Raw genomic sequence first — 20,121 nt, 5'->3', positions numbered from 1 at the left:
GCCATCGCTCATGCTGGGCAAGTCGGGAAGCTAGCGGCGCGCCCGTGACCGAACCCGAAAAAGTTGCGTGCCCAAACCCGAAAGTTTTCCGTGATCATTTCAGAAAGACGGACTTGACCAAACACACCGCTGGCCGGGTAGGCGCCGGAAGGCCCCATAGGCCCCGCGGGGACCCGTTGCGCTGAGTCCGGGAGGGCCGGCCGGCGGGGCGCCCCCGCATGCCTCCAGGACCCAGCGCAACGCCCGCGCGGGCCCCGTCCGGGCGCTCCGAGCTGGGGGGATGCCGACCCGCGGGGGTCGGGGGCGTTGCGATGACCTCGGGATATGCGGACCGTGAGGAGGGTGTTGCATTGGGGTTGGGAATCAACCGGATTTCGCCAAGCACCAGGGAAGTCACCGGCCGATTGCCTCTGCGACGAGCGCTGCTCCCGCCCGCCTGGACGCCGCGGTCGCAGACCTCCCGACGTGGCCGCAGGGTTGACCCGCATCGACCGCGGCAATTCGGGCACAATAGAGTCCACCGGTATCGCTACCGATTGGAAGGACCTCCGCGATGCGCAACGACATCGACCTCAACCACGCCGACGGCACCGACGTGCTCGTTATCGGATCGGGCATCGCGGGATGCTGTGCCGCCATCGAGGCCGCGCGCGCCGGAGCGCGCGTGGCGATCGCATGCGCCGGCGGGCTCTTCTCGGGTTCGAGCTTCTTCCCCGGAACCTGGGGACTCGGCCTTATCGGACCGGAAGACGATAAGGACGCCGAGGACCTGGTCGAGACCATCTGCCGTGTGGGAGGCGGCGTCGCCGACCGCGCTCTCGTGGAGACGCTTGTCGCCGGCATCCGCCCATCGATGGCCTGGCTCGAGGAGCTCGGCGTCGCGCTCAAGCGGCCCGCGAGCGATACGTCCGCGCACGAGGCCGCCTTCATCCCCTGCTTCGACCATAAGAACCGCCTGTGGCGCGGCCTCACCCGCGAGAGCACGCAGCGCGCATTCGCCCGCGCCCTCGATGGGCTCGGCGTCCAGATCCTCGAGCGCTGCGAGCTCATGGATCTCATCGAGGCGGATGCGTGCGGGCGTCGGGGCGTCGCCGGCGCCGTGCTGTTCGACCGCACCGCGAAGCGCTTCGTCACGATCGCCGCGCACGCCGTGGTGCTCGCGGCAGGCGGCACCGGCGGCCTGTTCGAGCGCAGCCTCACCTCGCGCGACGTGCTGAGCTCCACGCACGGAATCGCGCTTGCCCACGGGTGCTCGCTCATAAACATCGAGTTCATGCAGATGATGCCGGGCCTCGTAGCGCCCAAGCGGGGCATCGTGTTCAACGAGAAGAGTTTCCGTTTCGCCCTCATGGAGCCGCAGCCCGACGCAAGCCTGCTTGAGATGCGCGCCGCCTACGGCCCCTTCACCTGCCGCCTGCCGTCTTGCGCCATCGATCTTACGATCGACCGGGCCGGGGCGGACGGCCTCGCCGTGCGCTACCGCTTCCCCGCAGAAGACGTGCCGGAATTCGTGCAGGTGTTTTGCGACTGGCTTGAGCATGAGCAGGGCATCGCACCCGATGCGGAGCTCCGTATCGCCATGTACGCACACGCGGCGAACGGCGGTATCAGGATCGATGCGGACGGCTTCACCGGGGTGCCCGGCCTTTTCGCCGCCGGCGAGGTCACCGGCGGCATGCATGGGGCGGACCGCATCGGTGGCCTCTCGAGCGCCAACGGCCTCGTATTCGGGAGGCGGGCGGGTCGCGCGGCAGCCGCATGGGCGGCACGCGTTCCCACCCCGTTATGCGGGCAGGCTCCCGCCATGCCGTCTGCGGGCATAACCGAGAAGGCGGCGCGCGACCTCACCGGCCGCATGCGGCGGACCATGAGCGAACACGCCATGATCAACCGGACGGACGCCGGCCTTGCCCGGGCACTCGCCGACATCGACGCGATCCGCACGGATATGGAGCTCTTTGCCGCGCCTGCAGAACACGATGAGCCGGCGGTTGCCCTCGCCATCCGCCTGCGTTCGCAGCTCTCCCTCGCACGAGCGATGCTCGAAGCCATGCGCGCTCGCACTGAAAGCCTCGGATCCCACTACCGCGCCGACGACAGCGGCCAGGAACGCACCGAGTGATCCGGCCCGTGCGGAGCGGGGCGCATCCCGAAACAGGAGGCGGGATCCGCTTTGTGCCATCGGACCCTCCTTGTGCGCTCTTGCCGGAAAGACAAGCGGTCCCTGCAGATCATCCGCAGGGCACCAGTGGAGGTTCGGCGCGCACGTTTTGCTGAAAAATCGACGTTGTGGACGTCTGAAATCTGGACCCACGCGAAACGGCACCTGCGGGACCGGTGTTTCCGCAGGTGACGACCTCGCGGCAGGTGCGCTTTTCCGCGTGCGCCAGATCAATCCATCCACAACGTCGATTTTTCAGCAATTTTCCGCCGCGCAGCCTCCACTCGGCGTCCGCAGCTTCGGGCCCTGCCGGGCCCCTCGCACGCTCGCTGGCAAACGCTCGCGCGTTTGCTCAGTCTCGCGACCTCCCGGTTCGAATCCCCCGAGAGGTGGACGGATATGAAAAAAGCTCCTTGTCGGAGCTTCTGGATGCAATGGGTGGACCGTCAGGGATTCGCGGCCGCCTTCGGCGTCCGCAGCTTCGGGGCCCTGCCGGGCCCCTCGCACGCTCGCTGGCAAACGCTCGCGCGTTTGCTCAGTCTCGCGACCTCGCGGTTCGAATCCCCCGAGAGGTGGCCGGACATGAAAAAAGCTCCTTGTAGGAGCTTGTAAATCAAAGGGTGGACCGTCAGGGATTCGAACCCTGGACCTTGGGATTAAGAGTCCCCTGCTCTAGCCAGCTGAGCTAACGGTCCATTATATGTGCAAGGGCATTGATGGTGGACCGTCAGGGATTCGAACCCTGGACCTTGGGATTAAGAGTCCCCTGCTCTAGCCAGCTGAGCTAACGGTCCATAAATGCCTGCTTAACAAGAGAGCGGATGGGGTGGGTAAAGGGACTCGAACCCTCGACCTACGGGACCACAACCCGTCGCTCTAGCCAACTGAGCTACACCCACCATGTGCTGCTCCTCTTGCAAAGCGCTTGATTATTATGCACGCACACCGGCATCTGCGCAAGCACTTTTTTCAAAAAAGTTTACGCGAAGGCAAACGCGCTGGATAAGGTCATGATGCGGCACGTCGTGAGCCCACAGCGCGCAGCACGGCACACCGAACCGCCACACCAAAAGCGGCTCCGCAGCAGTCGAGCATCACGTCGGTCACCATCCCGGACCGCCCCGCCACCGACAGCTGGATCGTCTCGTCCAGCGAGGGCACGAGCACGAGCAGCGCCGCGATCAGCAGCCAGCGGCAGCGCAGCCGGCTCCCTCGCGGATCGAGCGCCTGCGATGTCAGAATGCCCAAAACCGCATACTCGGTGAAATGCGCCGTCTTACGCACGAGGAAGTTCGTGACCCATGCGCTCGGCAGCGAGATGGCGTCGAGGAAGCTGCGCACCGCCTCCATGACAGCGGTGCTGATCGATGAGCTCCCCTCTCCGGGTACCAACGAGTTTCCCCAGATAAGGGCGATCATCGCCACCATGGCGACAAGCCACGGCACCGAAACGTATGAGCGGATGGAAGCCAAAGCGCGCCGCAAACCGGTTACGCCTCTGCCGAAAGACGCGGCATGGACATGGTGCCGCCCTGGATGACCCGCAGGTATTCCCTGCTCGTGCTGCGCATGCTCTGCGACGGGACCTTCTCGAGCTCTTCTTCCAGGATCTCGTTGATGCGCGTATGGCGGACCGTCTCGTTCGCACCCTCCGCAACCGCGCTCATGCGCAGCGGGTTGACCGGGTCGGTGTTCTCGATCTTGCGGAAATGGGCACCGCGCGGCGGCTTCTGCTCGATGGGCTCCGGCTTCTCCTCCAGGATGGCGAGTGCCTCTGCCCACATGTCCTCATGGCCGCTGTAGTCGGCCACGGGAACCTCAACGACCGCGGGCTCCTCTTCCGCAGCGGACGCCGAAGCCAGGAAGTCATCCTGAGACAGCTCGGGCAGCACGCTGGTGATCTCGGTCTGCTGGGGCGCGGAGGCGGGCGCAGCCGCAGGTTCGGCCTGAGACTTCGCGACCTGCTGCTGAGGCTCAACCGCAGGCACCTCGGAAACCTGGCGTACAACAGGGACCGCAGAGGCATCCGCCGCCGCACGGACGGGCACGGGAGGCACCACGGCCTGGGCCTGCGTCGCCATGACCGCCTGCATCTGAGACAGCACGAACGCACTGGTCGCAGTCATGTCGGGGGGCACCGGGGCGCCCGATGCCGACGGCGATGCGGTGGAGGCGGATGCCGTGCGGGTCATCTCCTCCAGCGCGATCTCGTAGATGTCCTTGGAACGAGCGGGGTCGCAGCTGACCGGCGAGCTTCCGTCGAGCAGCGAATCGATATCCGCCCACGCCTCCGCCTCGGTCAAGGCGTTTTGCGCACGCGCGATCACGGGCACGCCCTTCGGCGTGGCATTACGGCTGTGGGAGAACAGGCTCCCCCTCTCCTTGACGCCGGCCTTCTCGTCGGCCTTGGCGTCCGTAGCGTCCTGCTCGCGCTGAAGGCGGGCGCGGACGCGGGCGTCTGCGATGCTCGCCCCGATGGCATAGATGCCCACGCCGGCAACGGAGCCGACCGCAAAGGGGACGACAGCACCCTCGACCATCGCATGGACCTCTTCGAAGGGAATGGTCGCCGCATAGATCGCAGCAGAGACAGCCAAACCAGCACCTACCGACAGCCCGGCAGTCAGCGCGCGATGCGCATGCAGGGGTCTCTCCATAGCCAAATCCTTTCGATGCATCCCTACCAACAGGAAATGCGACGAGCACGCCCATCGCATCGCCGTGCGTTCGCCGGAAACGTTGATTTGTGCAGCTAGGAGGCAAGAGCCCCAAAGCGGCGGATAGTAGTTCAATTCATCTGCGTTTACCGTCGCGACCGTTATGCGCTATTATGCGATAACGCCTTTGCAAATGCAAATAATGCCTGTTCAACGCACACCTTTTTTCAACCGCACGCTCAGTCCGCGCCGTTTAGGGAAAAGATGGGGACGACTGGCATGCGCGACCGGCTTTGGGGAACAACGTCTCTAGGGAAACGCCGACCGGCGCGCAGCAATCCGATCCGCGTTCCCCCGTACCGACGATTCGCCGCAAAGGAGCTCATATGCCGACTATCGCCATCGTGACCGGGGCCTCCTCGGGACTCGGCAGGGAATTCGTCCGCCTGATCGATGCCGGCGAGTTCCCGCATGTCGATGAGATCTGGGCCGTTGCGCGTCGTGCCGAGCGGCTCGACGCCCTGGTGCGCACCTGCTCCAAAGTCGTCCGCCCCTTCTGCCTGGACCTGACCGATCCCGATTCCTACGAGCTGCTGGAATCCGCGCTGTCGGAAACGCCCGCCGCGCGCGTCGCCCTCCTCATCAACAACGCCGGCGCCGGCTCGTTCGGCGACCTCGCCTCCATACCGCGAGAGGACACCGACCGCATGCTCTCGCTGCTCGTACGGGCACCCATCGAGCTCATCTACCGCACCCTGCCGTTCATGCGCGAGGGGTCGCGCATCATCAACGTCGCGAGCGTCGCCGCCTTCATCCCCCAGCCGCGGCTTTCGGTCTACTCGGCGGCCAAGCGGTTCATCCTCGACGTGTCACGGTCCCTGGACGTGGAGCTTTCCGGTACCAACATCCATGTGAGCGCCGTGTGCCCCAAATTCATGAACACCGAGTTCCTGGACGCCCCGGGAGATACCCGCGCCGCGCGCAAGATGTGCCGTATCGGGTTCGAGAACGTCTCCCGCGTGGCGCACAAGGCGCTGCGGGCCGCGCGCGCCGGGCGGAGCTTGTGCATCCCCTCTGCGGACATGAAGGCGCTCTACGCGCTCTCGCACGTCGCACCCTACCCCGCCGCCGTGGCGATCGAGCGCCTGATCGGCGTGCTGTAGACGCGGCCCGTCCCTCGAAGGGTAATCGGCGCTTCCAAAGGTATACAACGCCGACAGTGGTCAAAATACCCATCGAACCGGGAAATCCGGGCGGTCTAGAAGAGGATTTTGGTCCTCGCAGGCGCTTCTGCGGACACGTTGGCACCCCATGCGGGCTTCAAGCGCTTCCGCTCTGTTCGTTTTGACTGTTATGGCAGCTTTAAATGCGGCACATCGCGCCGCTCCATCCCGGTTCGATGGCTCAATTGACCACGATTCCAAAACGATAGGCGCAAGGCGCCCCGTCCGGCATGCGTTTAGCGTCTCGCATGCCGGACGGGGCGGTCAGATCGAATGCTACAGCGCCTCAGGATGGTCTGCGGCCTTCTTGGCCGTGCGAATCAGGAACTCCTCGTTGGAATTCGTGCCCTTGAGACCCTTGATGAACGACGCGGCGGCGCGCTCGGTGTTGTTCATGTTGGCGAGCACGCGACGGATGCCCCACACGAAGGGGCGCATGTTCTCGTCAATCAACAGGTCCTCGTTACGCGTGCCGGAGGCGACGGGGTCGATGGCCGGGAAGATGCGGCGGTCGGCCAGATCGCGATCCAGCTTGAGCTCCATGTTGCCGGTTCCCTTGAACTCCTCGAAGATGACCTCGTCCATCTTCGAGCCGGTGTCGATGAGGGCGGACGCGAGAATGGTCAGCGAGCCGCCGTTCTCGATGTTGCGCGCGGCGCCCAGGAAGCGCTTGGGCGGATACAGCGCCGCGGAATCGACGCCGCCCGACAGGATGCGGCCCGAAGCGGGCGCGGCGAGGTTGTAGGCGCGCGCCAGGCGCGTGATGGAGTCGAGAACCACCACGACGTCGCCGCCCATCTCCACGATGCGCTTGGCGCGCTCGATGACGAGCTCGGACACGCGCGTGTGGTTGTCGGCGGGCATGTCGAACGTCGAGGCGACCACATCGCCCTTGATGGAGCGCTGCATGTCCGTCACTTCCTCGGGGCGCTCGTCCACCAGCAAGCAGATGAGGTGCACCTCGGGGTTGTTGATGGCGATGGACTGGCAGATGTGCTTGAGAACGGTGGTCTTGCCGGCCTTGGGCGGCGACACGATCAGGCCGCGCTGGCCCTTGCCGATCGGACTCACGATGTCGATCGCACGCCCCGTGATGGAATCGCGCCCGTGCTCCATCTTGAGCCGTTCGTTCGGATAGATGGGCGTGAGCTCGGAGAACTTGGGGCGCGTGCGGATTTCCTCGGGATCGACGCCGTTGATCGTACGGATCTTCGCGAGCCCCGGGAACTTGTCGTTCGCGCGCGAGGGGCGCAGCGTTCCGGCGACCAGGTCGCCTGCGCGCAGGCGCGCGGCGCGGATGAGGTTCGCGGGCACGAATGCGTCGTCGCGGCTGGGCATGTAGCCGTGGGCGCGGATATAGCCGAAGCCGTCGTTCGTGATGTCGAGAATGCCCTCGATGTCGCGGAAGCCCTCGGCGCGCGCTGCCGCGAGGTAGACCTCTTCGACCAGCTCGGCCTTCTTCTTGCCCGCGGTGTCGATATCGAGCTCACGCGCCTTGTCGCGCAGCTCGCCCACCTTCATGGCGGACAGGTCATCGCGCGAGAGGCTCGGCTCGACCGGGGCGTTGTTGAAGCGCCCGTTGCGCTTGTTGTTGCGGTTGTTGCGCTCCGCGCGATTGTTCCGACGGTCGTTGCGGTTTTGGCGGTCGGCGTGCTCGCCGTGGCGGGACGCATGGCGGCGATCGCGGGCGCTCTCCGCTTGCTGGGAGGCTTCCTGGGCGTCCTCCGCCTGCTCAGAAGCCTTGTCGGAACCCTTGTCCTTCGGCTCGGCCTTTTCGTCCGCCTGCTGCTTGGCGGCCTTGGAACGACGGCCGCGACCCGGACGGGCATCCTGCTGCTCCGTCGCCTCGGGGGCATCGAACGGCGAGGCCTCGGTCTGGGGCTTTTCCGCACGCGCCTCGGAAGCGGGCGCGTCGGATGCGGCCTCCCCTGCTGCAGCCGCCTGGCTCTGGGCCAGAAGCGCTGCGGCGGCGGCTGCCGCGGCGCGCTCGGCCTCGATGTAGGCCTTGGGCTTGCGACCGCGACGGTGCGGACGCAGGGCGGGATCGACGGTGGGAATGGACGCGAGCATCTCGGGCGTCAGGCCCTCGGGCACCGCCGCCTCGGATGCCGGCTCGGCCACCGCCTTCTTGCGCGGACGGCCCCGGCGCGGCTTGGGCGCGGGCTCGGATGCGGAATCGCCGTCCGGTGCGAGGATCTCGGCCGCGGCATCCTCCTCCTGGCGCTGACGGCGGACCACTTGCGCCTGCGACACCTGGGCGAGCGCTCGCGCCTGGGCGACCTCCGGGCTCACCTCGGCCGCAGCCTCCTCCGGCTGCTCGACCTTCTTGCGCGGGCGGCCGCGACGGGGCTTGGGAGCCTCCTCGGCGGCCGGCGCATCGTCTGCCGCCGCCTTGGGCTTGCGGCCGCGGCGCTTCGGCTTGGGCGCCTCCTGATCGGAAGCCCCCGACTCGGGAGCGCTCGCCCCCGCAGCCGGTGCGGACTCGGCCGGCGCACTCGCCTGCTCGCGCGCAGGCTCCGCCGGAGCCGGAGCGGAAGCCGCCCCGGCATCCGACGCAGCGGAAAACTCAATCGACAGTGTATCGTTCTGCTCGTCTGCCACTATGCCTGCTCAACTACTTTCTTCCAGTCGGCCTCGAAGGAAGCGAGACCCTGATCGGTCAGAGGATGCTTGACGCACTTCTTGAGCGCCGCGAACGGGACCGTCGCGATGTCGGCACCGAGCAGGGCGGCCTGCGTCACGTGGTTGGGGGTGCGCACCGACGCGGTGATGATCTCAACCTGATCGTCAACGTTCTTGCCGGTCCAGTCGTAGTTCTTGATGCACGCCACGACGTCGGCGAGCTGGGAGATACCGTCCTCGGCGATGTCGTCGAAACGGCCGACGAACGGGGAGATGTAGCGGGCGCCGGCGTTGGCGGCGAGCAGGGCCTGAGGAGCGGAGAAGACGAGCGTCATGTTGATGCGCACGCCCTCGTCGGCAAGCGCGCGGCACGCGGCGAGACCGGCCTCGCACACCGGCAGCTTGACGACGATATTGGGGGCGAGGCCCGCAAGGCGACGGCCCTCCTCGATCATGCCCTCGGCCGTGGTCGCCGTGGACTCAGCGGAAACGGGAAGCCCCTCGCACAGCTCCGCGATCTTGAGCATGTGGGGCTCGAAGTCCGCCAGCTTGCCACCGGTGCGCGCGTACAGCGACGGGTTGGTGGTCACGCCGGCAAGGCAACCCCAGCTTTTCGCCTCGGCGATCTCGTCAAGATCAGCGGTGTCAATGAAGAACTTCATTCCAATACCTCCTTTATTTGCTGCCGCGCATGTGCGGCACGAACCCTAGGTTGGAACTAGAAAACATAAACGAACATTTTGCAAACAACATGCAAAACGCGCTGCCTACCTCTGCTCCCAAGCAGCAGTAATGGGATTAAAAACAGGATATGCCATATAAAGCAAGGCCACTATATCACAATTCGCCGAGTGCGCTGATACAACCGGACAAATGGGCATCCGAGCATGCACCGATTGCGAGACTTTTTTCGCCGCGCGGGCCCGGATGCGTGCCGGATACGGGCGAAGACGGCAGGTCGCAGCGGAGGCCAGGCGGGCGCGGACACCCGCCAACAGAAAAGAGGGCCCCGACCAGCGGGACCCTCTCCAGGAAAAAACGCACTACATCGCCTGCGGGGCGGAAACGCCCACGAGCGACAGCACGAGCGCGAGCACGGAGCGAACGGCGTCGCACGCGGCCAGGCGGGCGCGGGACAGCTCGGGATCGACCGGGTGCCCCTCGCTGGGGAGGACCTGGCACGCAGCGTAGAAGCTGTGGAAATCGCCCGCCAGCTCCTCGGCGAAATGCGTCAGGCGGAACGGGGCGCGATCGCGGGCGCAGCCGGCGATCAGGTCCGTGAGCTCGGAGATCTTGCGGGAGAGCGCGAGCTCGGTCGGATCGGTCAGCAGCTCGTAGCGGACGTCGTCGCCGATGGCGCGGGCGGCCACGGCCTCCATGCCGAGCTCTTCTGCCTCCTCGACCGACACCTCGGCCGCGCGGCGCAGAATCGAGCAGACGCGGGCGTGGGCGTACTGGACGTAGTAGACCGGGTTGTCCTGGCTCTTCTCCTTCACCGCATCGATGTCGAAATCGATCATCTGGTTGCTGGAACGGGAGATGAGCGTGTAGCGGGCGGCGTCGGCGCCGACCTCATCGAGCAGCTCGCGGAACGTGATCATGGTGCCGCGGCGCTTGGACATGCGCACCGGCTTGCCGGAGCGCAGCAGGTTCACGAGCTGGCCGAGCAGGACCTCGAAACGGCCCGGGAAACCCAGGGCATCGCACACGCAGCGCACGCGGTTGATGTATCCGTGGTGGTCGGCGCCCCAGATATCGATCACGTGGTCGACGCGCTCGAACTTGTTCCAGTGGTACGCCACGTCGGAGGCGAAATAGGTGTACTCGCCGTTGGCCTTTACGAGCACGCGGTCCTTGTCGTCGCCCAGGTCGGTGGAGCGGAACCACAGCGCGTCGTCCTTGCGGTACAGATAGCCCATCTCGTCGAGCTTCCTGAACGCGCGGTCGACCGCGGAGGTGCCGTCCTCGCCCTTCTCGTACAGGGTGCGCTCGGAGAACCACACGTCGAACGTGCAGCGCGCGTCGGCGCAGGTGGTGCGGATATCGTCGAGCATGCGCTGGTAGCCCTGCTCGCGGAACGTGAGCACGCGCTCGTCCTCGGGCACCTCGGCCCAGCGGTCGCCGTCGGTCTCGACGATATGCGCGGCCTCGTCGATGATGTAGCCGCCGCCGTAGGCGTTGCCGCCGAGCGACTCGTTGAAGGCGTCCATGTACGGATGGGTGTCCGCGGCGGTGCCGTCCTCGTCGTCGACGTAGGCCACGCGGTCGGCCTCGAGCAGCTCATGGGCCTCATCGAGCGAGATCCCGCGCTCGCGCATGATCTCGACCAGCTGCAGATAGCGCACGGACAGTGAGCGACCGAACACGTCCATCTGGCTGCCGTGGTCGTTGATGTAGAACTCGCGCTGGATGTCGTACCCGGCATGCTCCATGACGCGGCACAGCGAGTCGCCCAGCGCGGCCCAGCGGCCATGGCCCACGTGCATGGGGCCCACGGGATTCGCGGAAACGAACTCGACCTGGGTCTTCATGCCGCCGCCCACGTTGGAGCGCGCGAAGTCCATGCCCTGGGCGCGCGCCTGGCCCAGCACGGCGTTCTTCGCGGCGAAGGAGAGGTAGAAGTTGATGAAGCCGGGGCCCGCGACCTCGACCTTATCGATCACCGGGTCGGCCGGCATATGGGCGGCGACCGCATCGGCGATCTTGCGCGGCGCGCAGTGGGCGAGCTTCGCCGACCGCAGGGCCATAGTGGAGGTCCACTCGCCATGAGACGTATCCGCCGGTCGCTCGATGCCGCAGTCATCCAACTCGAAAACGGGGACATCGCCTGCCGCCATCGCCTGCGCGAGGGCGGCGCGCACCAGCTCTTCGATCTTCTCGGGCATGGATCCTCCTCTTATATTTGTGCCGCCGCGACGTGCCGGCGGCCCGATAGGGCATAAAACGTTCCCACTCTATCACACTCCCCTTTTGTTCAGGGGAAACATGAGATATGTCTCACAACTCCCGCCGAGGATCGCGCCGGCGCCCTTCGATATCGCCCGCTTGCCGTGTCATTTTGGCCGGAGTGTCAGTCTCGTTCGCCGATAATCTGGAAACTTGCGCATATGGACGCCCCACTTGTGTTATTATTTAGAGTTTTTGTGTCATCACACAGCAAAACCGCTGGTAAACGTGGTATTCTAGGGGCCGTGTCACGAATACCCTGTGTAAGCCTATCAGTTGGAGGAAGCATGTTCAGCATCGGAGAGCACATTATCCACCCCGGGCAGGGCGTCTGCACGGTCCTCGGTTACGAGGACGCCCCCTCGCCCATGATCGTTCTGGAAGCCAAGGCAGGCCACGCCAAGACCCGCTTGATGTATCCCCTGTCTCAACTCGACCGTCTGCACCGCTGCATCCCCCGCGAGCAGGCCGAGGCGCTGATCGAGGACTACGAGGCGCTCGAATGCGACCCTTACACGGAGCGCAACAGCTCGCTTGAGGAGAGCTATTTCAAGCAGCAGCTTAAACTCGGCGCACCGGAGACCCTCCGCGTGGCGAAGACCATGCGCCGCCGCATCCGCGACGCCGAGGAGCGCTCCAAAAAGCCCAGCAGCTACTATATGCGCGTCCTGAAGGAGGCCCGGCGCCGCTCCATCGAGGAGTTCGCCGTCGCGCTCGACGTGAGCGAGGAGGACGCCGAGTCCCGCCTGCACGCCGCCGCCGTCGCCGCCGGGGAGATCTCGGACAACTAGTCGCTCGGCGAAACGGCCGCTCCGCCCCCCATCCGATTGCGCCACCCGCCCGCCTCAGGCCTTGCCGACGGCAGGCGGGTTCGTTTTGTTCGGCCAGCCGCGCAGCGCGGATGTTTCGGTCACGGCACGTTGCTTCGCAGCGAGCCGGAGACGTCGCCGTCGCGCTATACTCGGCCCTGTACGAAATCCGCGACCCCTCGGACGGGCCGTTCAGCTGATAGGAGGAACCATGGCCGAGACGCTTCGCGCCGGCATGACCCGCGAGCAGGCGCACGCCCTGCTGTGCGAGCACAACCACGACCCCTTCCACATCGAGCACGGCGAGACGGTGGAGGGCGTGCTGCGCTACTTCGCCCGCGAATTCGACCCGGACAACGAGGAGTTCTGGGGCATCGTCGGCCTGCTGCACGATCTCGACTGGGAGGAGCACGCCGACGAGCCCGATAAGCACACCCTCTACGCGGCGCCGCTTATCGAGGCAGCGGGCGGCACGCCTGAGCTCGTGCACGCCATCCAGACGCACGTGTGCGACTTCAACCCCGACCTCCCCCGCCCCGCGACCACGATGGAGAAGATCCTGTTCGCCTGCGAGGAGCTGACCGGGCTTATCGGTGCGGCCGTGGTCATGCGCCCCTCGAAGAGCGTCATGGACTTCAACGTGAAGTCGCTCAAGAAGAAATTCAAGGACAAGCGCTTCGCCGCGGGCGTGAACCGCGACATCATCCGCGAGGGCGCCGACATGCTCGGGTGGGAGCTCGATGAGCTGTTCGCCCGGACCATCGAGGCCATGCAGTCCTTCGCGCCCGACCGCGACACCTTCGGGGCGGAGGCGTAGGCGGCGCCGGCAGGATGAGCGCATTGTAAGATGACGAGGGGCCGTTCGGGAGTGCTTCCCGAACGGCCCCTCGCGTTGTCTGTCCGACCGCTGCGCCTACGCGCCCAGCAGCGCCTCGACATCGGCGCGCGCGGGCATGGACGGGATGCCGCCGCGTCTCTTATACCCCTCCAGCTGTGTCTAAGCGACAGCCTCCATCCCGGTTCGATGGCTCAATTGACCACGATTCCAAAACGTCCTTCGTCAGGCGACCCCTCCCGCCGTCCCTTCTCTTCGCTCACATCCGACGCGCGTCGCTTCGCGCACGCGAGTGCGAGGGTGGTAGGGGAAAAAGTGAAGAACAGGCAGATGGCAAGTGAGTGGTGTTTTTATTCTACGGCTACGGCGGCCACCGAGAGGTACGCTCTTTCCCTGGACGACGCTCTTCCGATCTGAGCGGGGTGAAGCCCGGCAGCGTGACGGCTGTCTCTTATACACATCTAGATGTGGATAAGAGACAGCCACGGCGTTGCCCATGCGGGCGAAGGCAGCCGCGTCGTCGAGCGTCACGGCGTCGGGGGCAAGGCCGCTCTCGACGAAGGCCGCGAGGAAGCCGCCCCAGAACGAGTCGCCGGCACCCGTCGTGTCGACGACCTCGGCCGGGAAGCCGGGCACCTCGCGGACGCCCTCGGCGCAGCACACGAGCGCGCCCGATCCGCCAAGCGTCACGACGACGACCTTGACGCCCTGGGCGACGAGCAAGCGCGCCGCCTCGGCCGGGTCCGCGACGCCGGTCATGAGCTCGCACTCCTCGTCGGAGATTTTCATGAGGTCCACACTGGGGACGATGCTGCGCATCTGCTTGGAGGCCGCCTCGGCGGAAGGCCAGAGGTTCGCACGGTAGTTGGGGTCGTAGCTCACGGTGCAGCCCGCCTCGCGCGCGAGGTCGATGGCGGAAAGCGTGGCCGAGCGCGCCGGCTCGTCGGTGAGCGACAGCGACCCCACGTGGAAGACCTTGGTGGCGGCGATCACGTCACGTGCGAGGTCGGCAGGCGCGAGCTGCGTGTCTGCACCCGGCTTGCGCGCGAAGGAGAACGTGCGCTCGCCGGTGGGCGCCAACGCGACGAAGGCCAAGGTGGTGAAAAAGTTCGGGTCGCTGATCAGGCCCGTGCAGTCGATGCCCTCGCCCTCGAGGACCTCGCGCAGGAACGCACCGTGCATGTCGGTTCCCACCTTGCCGATAAATGCGGTGGGATGCCCCAGATGCTGAAGCGCCACGAGCACGTTGGCCGGCGCGCCGCCGGGATTCTGCTCGAACAGGCGCTGCCCGCCCTCGGAAACACCGGCTTCGGTGAAATCAATCAGGACCTCGCCCAACGCCGTCACGTCGTACATATCTGCCTCCCGTGTCAGGAATTCCCGTATCCAATATGGTAACGATACCACATGGCAGATTATATGCCCTCCTGCGACATGTACCAGCGCAAACACGCCGTTGATCAATTGGGGACGGAGTAAAAATGATCCCACGGATCATTTTTACTCCGTCCCCAATTGATCACACGGGGCGACCTAAAACAGACCCCCTTTGTTGATCTAGGGCTGCACGGCATGCCGTGCAGCCTCGAAATCGATGCGGATTACGGGCGGACCTGGCCGGCGCCGCCGCTACAGCCCCGCATCCCGTTTGAGCAGGGCGGCCAGCTCAGCTCTGTTATGGACGCGTAGGGTCTTATAGGAAACATCGCGCGCGGTGTTAACGGTACCCACCGCATAATGAAGCTCCGATGCGATACGGCCAGACGTCTGCCCTCCCACGACACGCAAGACCACGTCGGCCTGAAGCGCGGAGAGCCCCCGACCCGTCAGATAGCTGCGCACGCGGGTCTCGTCAAACTCGACGTCGGCGAGCGCGACAAGCGCCTGAACCTCATCGACCGCCAACCGATATCTGCGCGAAAACAGAGCAAGACACGCGACAGACGCGACACCGAAGACAAAGACCCCACCGCTGAGCACGAGCGACACCGCACCCTCGGACGCCATGCCGCCGAACAGGGGAAGCTGCGTGCGCGCATACGCAGGCAACGCATAATACGCAAGCGACGAATCGACAAGCATATCCTCATAGGCGTTGACCGCTTTGAATCCGATGAATGCCCCGATTCCCGCCCCGAGCGCCATCGCCCAGATCGCCCGGTCGTCCGCCGCCCCGATCCTCATGAGCTCGCGCAGGGCGACACCAACAGCGATACCGCAGAGCAGCAGGGCAGCAACTGTCAGCTTGTAACCCCACAACCCGAGTGCAAGAAGAGGAACAGCCGCGATAATCCTGCGCGCCGCTCGACGCGACACACCGCGCACGAGCAGAAACGCCACCGCGATCGCAGCGATGAGAACGATTGCCATAAGCAACGAGAAATCATGACTGCGCCTATTGATATCGCGCCAGATCTCCTCAGCAGCGCACCCCATGACGACGCCCACGGCGAAAAACCCTGGAGCTGCAGTCGAGAAATCCGGCGCTTCGCACGCGTTAGGCGCACCGACTGCCGCCCCGTGATGGCCCCGTTTATTCAGGAGAGCAGCCACGGCAGCCGACACGCAGCCGACGATGACCAGGCATACGCTGATGTGTGGCATCGCCCTGGAAACGATGAGGCACACAGCCGCACAGACAGCCGGAACGGCGACGATCAGCCCTTCGCCATATGGATCCTGTCGCGATGCGGACGCGCCGAGAGCACCCAGGGCAAGCATGCCACCCGCCGCAAGGAGCCCCGCGTAGAGCGCACCGACGAGGGTATCGTGAGGAAAAAGCGCCAAAGGAGATGCGCCGAGCAGCCCGGCGCGTTGCGCATGCAGCAACGTGCCGCAGAGTATCCCCCATGCCGCAAGCGCCATCCGAGCGATGGGCGCTAACGAGACCGATGACCAAGGGCGGCAGCTACCTCCCGTTACCGAGCATACGATCCGGCTCCAGCACCCAATCGACGCGACGGTCAGAAGCGCCACGATATAGGGAAGGCCGGCTCCCCAGTCTCCAAACTCACCGATCGGCAAACCGGATAGGGCGCAGCCGAGCGGCAGTGTCGCGCACGGGAGCACCGTGACAACGCGCCCGAGAGTGCCCGCCGTACAGGGGAGCGTGGGCGGCACCGTAGCCACGGAGTCTACCAGGCGATCCTCGGCGTGCCCCGGCAGCACATCGCGGGCCTGCTCAAGGGAATCAACCTCGAGCTTTCGGTACGCACGCTGCAGATACGAGCGGACGGTTGAGGCCTTGATACCGAGCTTTTCCGCCACGTGCGCCGAATTCTCGCCGGCGAGTGCAAGCTCGAGACAAGTCGACTCGCGTTCAGTCAGGCGCTCGTCCAACAGAGGGGCAACGGATACGGATGGGCCCTCATCAGAACCGTGATCCGCTTGAGACTCAACCTCAGGGGAAGGAGGCGCGAGGATCGTCACGGTCATAAGATATGTCATGAAGGCGACACCGAGCGCGCAGAACATGCGGCTGCTCACCACAAAATCCGGGGCGAAAGGCATCCAGAGCTGCGAGCATGCAGTCCACAGCAGCATGCCGAGCGCACCGGAACCGACCTCAAGCGCCGCAGCCTCCACCGCGCGCTCGGCCGGAATGCCCGCAGACGAGCGGACGGCGCAAAAACCGATGACGAACAGGCCGACTGCCGTCACCAGCACCGCTGCCATCGGCTCGCCCGCCGACCAAGTCAGCGGGGTAAATCCCGGCAGCGTAACGGAGGCGTCAGCTGGGTACGTGGCATGCGGCAGGCACCACATGAGCGCGGGCGCGCGCAACGCACCCAAGGCGACGGTTACAGCGAGCGTCACGCGCAGCGGTCCGAACGCCGCACCCGACGCGAGCCGTCGCCCTTCCATCGCCTTCGAAAGAAAGCCGACGCAGGCGATGCCAAGACCCAACGCAGACGTGAAAAACCAATATGGGAGCGTCCAAGGTCGGAGCCTCCCCGCACCCAGCAACACCTCCATGACGGCAGGCGTTCCTGCGGGCCACCCATACCAGCTTGTACCGGCGCCCCAGGCATCCACCGCGATCCCGACTGTGGCCAAGATGCCGAAAACCATAAGCGCGATGCGGGCCAGCCGACGCGGGCGCACGGGCGCACGGCCGAGTGGAATCGACACCAGCGCCGCAACGAGAAGACCCGCAGCACTATATGAATGGTGGGTCGCAAGGGAGACGGAGAGCATGTCCATCGACTCCACGGGGACGAGCAACAGTATGCAACACCAGGCGCATAGCAGTGCGCCCGTCACGGCCGTGATCAACCGCATGCCTCTCATATCGCTCGCCCCCAAGTCATCTCTCAACGTCGCCGTCCAACAAAGGCGCGTACTTAAAGCTCGATATCGAACGCTATCGTGTTGTTGTGTACGCCTATCTGTTCTTCATCATCGACCAGCATGCCGACGTGAACGGAGAATGCGCACTCCCCCGCTCGGGCCGCCTCGATATCCTCGAGCGGAACCCAGTAATACACGCTCACGTCTTTCGTCTCGCCCGTAGCGATATACGGTTGGCTGCAGGTATAGGTCTCTTCGCCACCCGTACCGTCGTCGCGCGTGTGCTCATGCGGAGCGTCGGGGGAGCCTGCCGTGAAATACCCGCCGATGCTGTACTCGCCTGCAAGCCAATTACCGGGCTCATCACGTGCGGCATAGTTGACTCCCGATTGTTGCCTGACAGGCGTCAGGCGCCATTCGCTCATCAGCATGCAGGCATCCGAATCGTATTGATCGCTTACAACCCAAAAGTCCGCATCGACATTCTCGATGGACATATTGAGCTTTGCGACCCCATACGCAACATGGCCGTACTTACCGTCTCGCGCCTCAGCGGAATCGTTGATGTCAAAGCGGAGCATCTCGTCGGTAAGCCCCGCCTCTTCATGGGTGTCGAACAGCTCGATGCCGTTCATGCGGACCTTCAGCGTCCCCCGCCAACCAACCGGCTCGCAAGCCGGGGTGCGCGCCGCAAGCTCATCGGTGTCGAGCGTATACCAGACCCCCTGATCGACATGGGTCACCTCAGCACCCGCAAGCTGGCGATACAGATTGCGTTCGCTTGGACGCATGAGCTCATCCTCCGCACGCTGGCGGTAGAGTTCCGTTATGGGATCGGCAGCCGTGGCCACCTGCCCCGTCGCGGGTATGGCGCCACCCATAGCCCACATAGCCCCGATCGCAAAGACCGCCGTCGCAGCACCTCCCGCAACCACATGTCTGTGCTCCCGCATACCTTCTTTCAGCCTGCGCCAGATCCTCGCCATGATGACCTCCTTCGCGTCTGTCGCCCTCAAGGGGCGAGGCGGGGCCGCCGAGTCCCGACCCCGCTCTACCCGCATCTTGGGTCATCGCAGGCGCAGGTGTCTGTAGTCAAGCCGTATGAAAGCACTGTCTACATCGTTGAGCTGGGCAAATATAAGATTGCTTCTTCTTGGGAAAAGACCGGAGCGGCCATTCATGTTTACATGAACGGCCGTTCCGGCCTCACATATTCCTTATGAACGGATTACGGGCGGACCTGGCCGGCGCCGCGGACCAGGTACTTGTAGGTGGTGAGCGCCTCGGCGGCAAACGGTCCGCGCGCGTGCAGCTTCTGCGTGGAGATGCCGATCTCGGCGCCCAGGCCGAACTCCCCGCCGTCGGTGAAGCGCGTGCTCGCGTTGGCGTAGACCGAGCTCGCGTCGACCTCGCGCAGGAAGCGCTCGCAGGCGGCCTCGTCCTCGGCGACGATGGCCTCGGAGTGCATGGTGCCGTAGCGGTTGATATGGGCGATCGCCTCCGAAAGCCCGCTGACGCACGTGACCGAGATCTCAAGCGCCAGGTACTCGCGGCCCCAGTCGTCCTCGGTCGCCGGCACGAAGCCCTCCCCCTCGACGAGCCCGAGGTCGCGGCAGACCGCGCACGCCGTCTCGTCGCCGTGGATGAGCACGCCGGCATTCGCCAGCTCGCCCAGCATGCCGGGCAAAAACGCGCGCGCGATCGACTCGTCCACCAGCAGGGACTCGCACGCGTTGCACACGCCCACGCGCTGCGTCTTGGCATTCATGACGATGGGGCGCGCCTTGGCGAAATCGGCGCTCTCGTGCACGTAGATATGGCAGTTGCCCGTGCCCGTCTCGATGACCGGGACGAGCGACTCGCGCACGCAGCGCTGGATGAGCCCCGCCCCGCCGCGGGGAATGAGCACGTCGACGATGCCGCGCAGGCTCATGAGCGCACCGGTCGCCTCGCGATCGGTCGTCTCGATGATCGTCACGGCCTCGCGCGCAAATCCGCACGCCTCGACGGCGTCGGCGAGCGCGTGCGCGATGGCTGCGCACGAATGCTGCGCGAGCGAGCCGCCGCGCAGGATGCAGGCGTTTCCGGTGCGGATGCAGATGCCCGCCGCATCCGCCGTGACGTTGGGGCGCGCCTCGTACACCATGGCGACAAGCCCCAGCGGCACGCTGACCTTTTTCAGGTCGAGCCCCTGGTCGATGGTGCGATGCTCAAGCACGCGTCCCACCGGGTCGGGCAGCTCCGCGAGCTTCTCGAGCCCCGACGCCATGCCATCGATGCGCTCGGGCGTGAGCAGCAGGCGGTCGAGCAGGCCGGCGTTCGTCCCCGCCGCCTTCGCCGCCTCCATGTCCTGTGCGTTCGCCGCCAGGATCTCATCCGCTCTGTTGCGCAGCTCAGCGGCCATGGCGCGCACCGCGGCCTGACGGCTCTCGTTGTCGGCAAAGCCGAGCGAGCGCGAGGCCTCCTTGGCGGCGCGCGCAAGCTGCTCGACGTACTCCCTGATATCTTGTGCCATGAGGCACCTCCGATCGCGTGTGTTCGGCGCTCATCGCCCTACAATGGATCTCGATACCGTACA

The 20,121-nt window shown here is 65.4% G+C and carries 12 protein-coding genes, 3 tRNA genes and 1 pseudogene; 4 read left to right on the top strand and 12 right to left on the bottom strand.

Annotation, left to right across the window (positions count from 1 at the left end; translation table 11 throughout):
• Positions 1–553: 553 nt before the first annotated feature.
• Positions 554–2,122, top strand: a complete 1,569-nt coding sequence (locus BN3789_RS11225) for an FAD-dependent oxidoreductase (RefSeq protein ID WP_066834434.1) — start codon at positions 554–556, stop codon at positions 2,120–2,122.
• 660 nt (positions 2,123–2,782) lie between these two features.
• Here BN3789_RS11225 and BN3789_RS11220 read toward each other — a convergent pair.
• From BN3789_RS11220 to BN3789_RS11200, 5 genes are all read right to left on the bottom strand, one after another.
• Positions 2,783–2,856 (bottom strand) — tRNA-Lys (locus tag BN3789_RS11220).
• Positions 2,857–2,878: 22 nt separating this feature from the next.
• Positions 2,879–2,955: transfer RNA gene (locus BN3789_RS11215), tRNA-Lys, on the bottom strand.
• 28 nt (positions 2,956–2,983) lie between these two features.
• A tRNA-His gene (locus tag BN3789_RS11210) sits at positions 2,984–3,060 on the bottom strand.
• A 109-nt stretch (positions 3,061–3,169) separates the two neighbouring features.
• Positions 3,170–3,589, bottom strand: coding sequence for a VanZ family protein (locus tag BN3789_RS11205; RefSeq protein WP_066834441.1), 420 nt, complete (start codon positions 3,587–3,589; stop codon positions 3,170–3,172).
• 62 nt (positions 3,590–3,651) lie between these two features.
• Complete coding sequence (locus BN3789_RS11200) at positions 3,652–4,818, bottom strand: hypothetical protein (protein WP_066834433.1); 1,167 nt, start codon at positions 4,816–4,818, stop codon at positions 3,652–3,654.
• Between the two features lie 386 nt (positions 4,819–5,204).
• Between BN3789_RS11200 and BN3789_RS11195 the strand changes: the two genes are divergently transcribed.
• The gene (locus BN3789_RS11195) at positions 5,205–5,981 is read left to right on the top strand and encodes an SDR family NAD(P)-dependent oxidoreductase (RefSeq protein WP_066834431.1); all 777 of its coding nucleotides are present in this window, start codon (positions 5,205–5,207) and stop codon (positions 5,979–5,981) included.
• A gap of 336 nt (positions 5,982–6,317) precedes the next feature.
• Here BN3789_RS11195 and rho read toward each other — a convergent pair whose 3' ends face one another.
• The 3 genes from rho to BN3789_RS11180 form a co-directional block, all read right to left on the bottom strand.
• Positions 6,318–8,642, bottom strand: a complete 2,325-nt coding sequence (gene rho / locus BN3789_RS12490; protein WP_229254351.1) for a transcription termination factor Rho — start codon at positions 8,640–8,642, stop codon at positions 6,318–6,320.
• The gene (locus BN3789_RS11185) at positions 8,642–9,325 is read right to left on the bottom strand and encodes a transaldolase family protein (RefSeq protein ID WP_066834430.1); all 684 of its coding nucleotides are present in this window, start codon (positions 9,323–9,325) and stop codon (positions 8,642–8,644) included. The genes rho and BN3789_RS11185 overlap by 1 nt, the downstream gene beginning before the upstream one ends.
• Positions 9,326–9,706: 381 nt before the next feature.
• Positions 9,707–11,548 carry an arginine--tRNA ligase gene (locus BN3789_RS11180; RefSeq protein WP_066834428.1) on the bottom strand — a complete coding sequence of 614 codons (1,842 nt, stop codon included), beginning with the start codon at positions 11,546–11,548 and terminating at the stop codon, positions 9,707–9,709.
• 348 nt (positions 11,549–11,896) lie between these two features.
• Between BN3789_RS11180 and BN3789_RS11175 the strand changes: the two genes are divergently transcribed.
• Together BN3789_RS11175 and BN3789_RS11170 are read left to right on the top strand one after the other, a co-directional pair.
• The gene (locus BN3789_RS11175) at positions 11,897–12,400 is read left to right on the top strand and encodes a CarD family transcriptional regulator (protein WP_066834426.1); all 504 of its coding nucleotides are present in this window, start codon (positions 11,897–11,899) and stop codon (positions 12,398–12,400) included.
• A gap of 229 nt (positions 12,401–12,629) precedes the next feature.
• The gene (locus BN3789_RS11170) at positions 12,630–13,235 is read left to right on the top strand and encodes an HD family phosphohydrolase (protein WP_066834424.1); all 606 of its coding nucleotides are present in this window, start codon (positions 12,630–12,632) and stop codon (positions 13,233–13,235) included.
• 243 nt (positions 13,236–13,478) lie between these two features.
• Here the strand turns inward: BN3789_RS11170 and BN3789_RS11165 are convergent, their stop codons facing one another.
• The 4 genes and pseudogenes from BN3789_RS11165 to BN3789_RS11150 form a co-directional block, all read right to left on the bottom strand.
• The gene (locus BN3789_RS11165; protein ID WP_079989300.1) at positions 13,479–14,609 is read right to left on the bottom strand and encodes a carbohydrate kinase family protein; all 1,131 of its coding nucleotides are present in this window, start codon (positions 14,607–14,609) and stop codon (positions 13,479–13,481) included.
• Between the two features lie 273 nt (positions 14,610–14,882).
• Entirely contained in the window at positions 14,883–17,534 is a 2,652-nt protein-coding gene (locus tag BN3789_RS11160) for a LuxR C-terminal-related transcriptional regulator (protein ID WP_066834422.1), read from the bottom strand.
• Positions 17,535–17,596: 62 nt separating this feature from the next.
• A complete protein-coding gene (locus BN3789_RS11155) occupies positions 17,597–18,529 on the bottom strand; it encodes a hypothetical protein (protein ID WP_066834420.1) in 933 nt (310 codons plus the stop codon).
• Positions 18,530–18,771: 242 nt separating this feature from the next.
• Positions 18,772–20,073, bottom strand: a pseudogene (locus tag BN3789_RS11150) (glutamate-5-semialdehyde dehydrogenase); the annotation flags it as partial.
• Positions 20,074–20,121 lie beyond the last annotated feature (48 nt).

Origin of the sequence: Collinsella ihumii (genome assembly GCF_900046475.1) — a bacterium.
In the GTDB taxonomy this organism is placed as follows: domain Bacteria; phylum Actinomycetota; class Coriobacteriia; order Coriobacteriales; family Coriobacteriaceae; genus Collinsella; species Collinsella ihumii.
The sequence above is the reverse complement of the archived record's forward strand: the minus strand, read 5'-3'. Positions and strand labels throughout refer to the sequence as shown.